Raw genomic sequence first — 1,780 nt, forward strand, 5'->3', positions numbered from 1 at the left:
GCCCCGCTCCCTGGCCCGCTCGGCGGCCCGCCGGGCCCACGGCCCCACCTCGGCCCACCGCCCGGCCCGCTCGAGGTGGTGGGCGACGGGGCCGGCGGCGTCGGGGTCGCCGGTCGCCGCGGCCACGTCCGCCACCCGGCCGTGCAGCGCCCGGCGCCGGGCCGGCGGCACGAGCGAGTAGGCGACCTCCCGGACGACGTCGTGGTCGAACACGGCCCGGCCCGCCTCCCAGCGGGCCAGCCCGGCGACCGGCACCCAGCGGCGCCACGTGGTCACCTCGGGGTCGCCCAGCACGGCGGCCAGCTCGGCGGTGTCGACGTCCACCCCGAGCACGGCGGCGTCGGCGACCAGCCGCCGGTCGTCGTCGTCCAGCTCGGCGAGGCGGCCGGCGACGGCGTCGCCGAGGGTGCCCGGCAGGTCGGGCCGGCGGGCGCCGGCGGCCAGCAGCTCGGCGACGAACAGCGGGTTGCCCCCGGTGCGGCGGGTCAGGTGGCGCAGCTCGTCGTCGGTGAGCGGCGCGGCCGGCTCGGCGGCGCGGGCCAGCTCGTCGACGTCCTCCCACGACAGGCCGCCGAGCTCGACGGCCACCGCCGGCGGGCCGCCGTCGGGCCAGAGCACCGGGGTGCCCGGCCGGCGGGTGACGACGACGAGGCAGCCGAGGTCGTGGAGGCCGCCGAGCACCTGGCGCAGGGCGGCGACCGACGCGTCGTCGAGCCAGTGGAGGTCGTCGACCTCGAGCCAGAGCGCGCCGGCCGCCCTGGCGGCGGCGGCGACGAGGTCGGCCACCGCCTGGTGGGCCCGGAGGGCGACGAACGCCTCGTCAGTGGCCGCGGACTCGGGGGTGGGGTCGACCTCGGCGCCGACCAGCCGGGCCACGAGCGGCGCCCACGGGAGGGCGTCGGGAGCGAGGGACCCGAAGGCGGCCACCAGCAGGTCGCCGGCGGCCCTGGGCGGGCTGCCGTCGGGGATGCCGGCGAGGCGGCGGAGGCCGTCGCCGAGGGCGCGGTGGGGGACCAGCCGGGACAGCTCCGAGCCCTTCACCCGCAGCTCGGCCGGCGCCGCCTCCGACCGGGCCCGGTCGACCAGCGCGGACTTGCCGATGCCGGCCGGGCCGACGACGTCGACGGCCACGTACGCGCCGGCCTTCGCCCTCGACCACGCGTCGCCGAGCGCCGTCGTCTCCGCCGTCCGCCCGACGAACAGCCCGCCCCGGGGCGCCGTGGGGCGGGCGAGCGCGGCCGGCGGGTGCCCCGGCGGGGCGGCGGCGGCCGCCGCGACCGCGTCGCGCACGGCCGGCCCCACCCACCACGAGGCCGTCCCGGCGCCGCCGGCGCCGACCCGCACGGCCCGCCCGGTGGCGATGCCGGCCCGCAGGTGGTGCTCCGGGTGGTCGGCGACGAGGTGACGGACGGCGGCCGTCACCCGCTCCTCGCCGCCGGCCTCGGCGACGGCCACGAACGCCACCGAGCCGGCGGCCAGGGGCGTGACCGACCAGGCGAGGTCCAGGGCGGCGGCCGCCTCCTCCAGGGCGGCGGCCAGGCGGGCGAGGTGCCGGGCCGACCGGCCGGCGGCGACGAGCACGGCGCCGGCCACGACCTCGGCGCCCCTGGCCCGCCGGCCCGTGCCGGCCGGGCGCCCGCCGAGGCCCTCCTCCAGCCGGCGGGCGGCCGGGCCGACGACCGTCGCCGCGCCCGTCGGCGCCGCCCACCACCGGCCGGTGGCGGCCACGACGGTCGTGCCGGCGGCCCGCAGCGCGGCCGCCACGGCCTCCTCCCGGCCC

The 1,780-nt window shown here is 82.5% G+C and carries 1 protein-coding gene; it reads right to left on the minus strand.

Annotated elements, in window-relative coordinates:
• The coding region (locus VGB14_21035) for an AAA family ATPase (GenBank protein HEX9995416.1) at positions 1–1,780 on the minus strand (1,780 nt) is incomplete at both ends.

This window comes from Acidimicrobiales bacterium, assembly GCA_036399815.1.
GTDB lineage: Bacteria > Actinomycetota > Acidimicrobiia > Acidimicrobiales > DASWMK01 > DASWMK01.